Source organism: Tardiphaga sp., assembly GCF_028290785.1.
In the GTDB taxonomy this organism is placed as follows: Bacteria; Pseudomonadota; Alphaproteobacteria; order Rhizobiales; family Xanthobacteraceae; genus Tardiphaga.
Genome location: NZ_JAQGJD010000258.1, coordinates 1 through 3,297 on the forward strand (window position 1 = coordinate 1; position 3,297 = coordinate 3,297).

5 protein-coding genes are annotated in these 3,297 nt (G+C 63.9%); 2 read left to right on the forward strand and 3 right to left on the reverse strand.

Annotation, left to right across the window (positions count from 1 at the left end):
• The 3 genes from JWR89_RS15940 to JWR89_RS15950 form a co-directional block, all read right to left on the reverse strand.
• Positions 1-705 (reverse strand): outer membrane beta-barrel protein (locus JWR89_RS15940; protein ID WP_299717808.1); only part of this gene is annotated, 705 nt, incomplete at its 3' end.
• 210 nt (positions 706-915) lie between these two features.
• Positions 916-1,311, reverse strand: a complete 396-nt coding sequence (locus JWR89_RS15945) for a hypothetical protein (RefSeq protein ID WP_299717810.1) — start codon at positions 1,309-1,311, stop codon at positions 916-918.
• 221 nt (positions 1,312-1,532) lie between these two features.
• Positions 1,533-1,823, reverse strand: a complete 291-nt coding sequence (locus JWR89_RS15950; RefSeq protein WP_299717812.1) for a hypothetical protein — start codon at positions 1,821-1,823, stop codon at positions 1,533-1,535.
• Between the two features lie 240 nt (positions 1,824-2,063).
• Here JWR89_RS15950 and JWR89_RS15955 point away from each other — a divergent pair, with 240 nt between their 5' ends.
• The gene (locus JWR89_RS15955) at positions 2,064-2,618 is read left to right on the forward strand and encodes a tetratricopeptide repeat protein (RefSeq protein WP_299717814.1); all 555 of its coding nucleotides are present in this window, start codon (positions 2,064-2,066) and stop codon (positions 2,616-2,618) included.
• 224 nt (positions 2,619-2,842) lie between these two features.
• Positions 2,843-3,297, forward strand: a 455-nt coding sequence (locus tag JWR89_RS15960; protein WP_366142993.1) for an NAD(+)/NADH kinase, incomplete at its 3' end; no start/stop codon positions are given.

Here is a 3,297-nt window from a genome sequence, read left to right on the forward strand (position 1 = left end):
CGGACCGCCCCAGCCGAAGCGATAGTTGAGGCCGGCCTTGATGGTGTGCTCGTCGTTGTTGTAGCTGGCATTGGTACCAGGGATCGCCGCCGACGAAACCGTGGTGTTGCCGAAGTTGTAGTACTGATACTCCACCTTCGCCGACCAGTTCGGGGTGAACATGTATTCGAGGCCGGCGCCCACGGTGTAGCCGTCCTTGGCGTTGCCCGAGGTGGCGAACGGCTGCGCGACGCCCGCTGCATTTGTTACGCCGATATTGTTGTTGTCCTTCCAGGCATAACCGCCCTTGGCATAGAGCAGCGCCGGACCCCAGGTGTAGCCGAGGCGACCCGTCACCGATCCCAATTGGTCGCTATTGCCGGTGACCAGCGTGCCATTGGGGAACAGCCGGCCGGTGTTGCTGCTGTCCATCCAGCTATACTGGGCTTCGATACCGACCACCCAGTTCGGAGCGAACTGGTAATCGGCGCCGCCCTGCACGCCGCCCATGAAGCGGCCGCTGTCGCCCTGGATGCTGCTGCTGTCGCCGAAAGCACCGCCGACATGGCCGCCGATGTAGAAACCGGTCCAGTTGTAGACAACCGCGGGCGCCGTATAGGCCGGTGCCTTGGTATAGGTGCGCGCCGGCATGTCGGCAGCGAAGGCGGAAGTCGAGAGCGCGGCCACGGCAACGATGGCCGATGCGCTGAGAAGAAGCTTTTTCATTTTGGTTCCCCTGTGTTGCGTAATGACCATCGAAAAACATCGTGGCAGTAATTTGGTTGCGTCCCGTTGGCGCTCTGCAACGCGATGATCGGCAACTGTGACAAAGCCACAACACTTTTGGTGTTGTTCAGTTTGCGGCGGGTTCCGTCACCATTTGGTTCACGGCTCACGGAAACTTGATGGGCGGGTCAACCGCGGGGCAACCGATGGTTACCGGACCATTTTTTCCATCTCGGGGAACGCGACATAGGTCGCGCCCGCGCAGGCTTCCGCGGCATTTTCGACGACGCGATCAAGCCGTGCATCGACATAGGCCACCGCGCGCTCCTGCGGCGCGGTGTAGCGGCCGTCGGAATCCTTTGGCGTGTAGCGCACGCAACTGACATAGCGCAGCCGGCCGCCGACGGTGCGCTGCACCGGTTCCGCCATCATGGCGTCGCGCACGCCGACGGGATTGTTGAGATAGGTGCGCAGAAACGCCAGCAGATCGGTGCGGTAGTTTTTCGGGAACGGCTGATCGGCGACGCCCTGGTCGTCGGTGAAGCTGATGCCGCGCTCGCCGCCACCGCAGGCCGCCAGCCAGATTGGCAACAATACAACCGCCACTCGCTTTGCTGAAATTCGCACTGTGCCGCCCGTGTTGAATTGCCGACGCCCACGCCTTCCCTAGACGGTTCGGCCGGGGAATGGAATTCGCATCTCGGTGGCTCCCGCCGTCCGCAGCACCAACGAGATCGGCCCGCCGCCATCGCGATGCGAGGGAGACGGGCCGGAAATCGATGTCCGCGGTCGCGGTTGGGCAAGGAGACCGCGACCGCGGATCACCCTCAGCCGCGCTTGGAATGCACGACCGTGGAGGTGTGAGCGGTATGCTTGAAGGTCTTGTGCAGGCCGATCCGCTTGTGGAAGCGATGATGCGGACGGACCTGGTGATGGCGATGATGGCGGACCATCTTGGCATGCGCATTGCGCACCGCCGGCTTGACCTGCAGCTTGGCATCGACCGCGGCCACCGGCTTGGTGATCGGCGCCGGGGCGGTTTTCTCGACGCCGGCAGCCATGGCGGGCGCGGCGAGCATGGAAACCACGATCAGCGCCGCAGAGATTTTCTTCAACATGGTCGTCTCCTGTGTGCGATCACGAAGTTGACCGGTCGGGGTGGCCGGGCTTGTCATCATGCAGACGAACCTAGGCGCCGCGCGCTGAACCGTTTCTGAAGCCCAACGACGGACTTCGTTCATGTTGGTGACATCGTGGCCATGTGGCGCGAGGGGCCGGGAATGATCGGCGTTGCCCGGTGTTTTCAATCGACGGCTTTCGTGTCAGATTATTCGAACAGGAAACAGGGAGCGCTTCGCATGACCAGGATCGCGATCAGGCTGACGACGCTGGCAATGTTCTCGATGGCGCTGGTTGCCGCGCCACTCTCCACCGTATGGGCTGCGGGCAGCGATACGCCCTCCTCGCCGCCAGCCTCCGACGGCAAGGCGACCAAGGAGAAAAAGAAGGGCGCGCAGAAGAGTTCGGGCCTGGAAGATCGCGCCTTCCTCAACGGCTACCGCGCCGCTTACGCCACCATCTATGACAGGAACGATTACGCCGCCGCGATCCCGCAGTTGAAGGCGTTGAACGCCGACGACCGCGCCGACGTCGCCAACCTGCTCGGCTATTCCTACCGCAAGCTCGGCGACTACAAGGTGTCGCAGGCATATTACGAGCGCGCGCTGAAGGCCGATCCGGCGCATGTCCGCACCTGGCAGTATTACGGGTTGTGGCAGCTCGAACAGGGCAACCGCGACCAGGCGCAGTATCACCTCAACAAGATCGGCGCGCTGACCGGCAAGGACTCGCCGGAGTACAAGTCTCTGTCGGCCGCGCTGGAAAAGCCGCCGGGGACCGGCCTGGTTTACTGAGCGCGGTTGCGCTGAGATCACGCACGCAACAAGCCGGCGCGGCCACGCTGCGCCGGCTTTGTCGTGTGCGATAGCTCCTGTGCGGTAACCATCCGGCGCCGCCGCGCTCGACACCCTGCCCGCCGCGTTCTTAACTGCCCGCTCGACAATCTCCGCCAACGCCGCTAGACGACGCCCGCGCCACGCCGTGGCGCTTGAAGCCGCCAGAGGTCTGCGATCTGCCGATGAACCCTTCGCACCGCTACGACCGCATCGCCTTCGTCGCCAGCAGCAGCGCGGAAGCGCAGGCCGCGCTGGCGCAGCTTGCTGCGCAGTATGGCAACGCCGACCCTGCCGAGGCCGAGGTCATCGTGGCGCTCGGCGGCGACGGCCTGATGCTGAAGACGCTGCACGACTACATGCGCTCGGACAAGCCGATCTACGGCATGCACCGCGGCACCGTCGGTTTCCTGATGAACGAGTTCCTGGTCGACGGCCTGGTCGAGCGGATCGCGGCCGCGCACGCGACCGTCATCCATCCGCTATCGATGCAGGCCCGCGACGTCGACGGCAAAAGCTACGAGCGTCGCGCCATCAACGAAGTGTCGCTGTTCCGGCAAAGTGCGCAGGCCGCCCATTTGCGCATTCTGGTCGATGGGCAGGAACGGCTCGCTGAGTTGGTCGCGGACGGCGTGCTGGT

Excerpts from the sequence above, each read along its gene's own strand:
- JWR89_RS15950 (WP_299717812.1), bottom strand. The coding sequence starts at position 1,823 with ATGTTGAAGAAAATCTCTGCGGCGCTGATCGTGGTTTCCATGCTCGCC.
- JWR89_RS15955 (WP_299717814.1), top strand. The coding sequence starts at position 2,064 with ATGACCAGGATCGCGATCAGGCTGACGACGCTGGCAATGTTCTCGATG.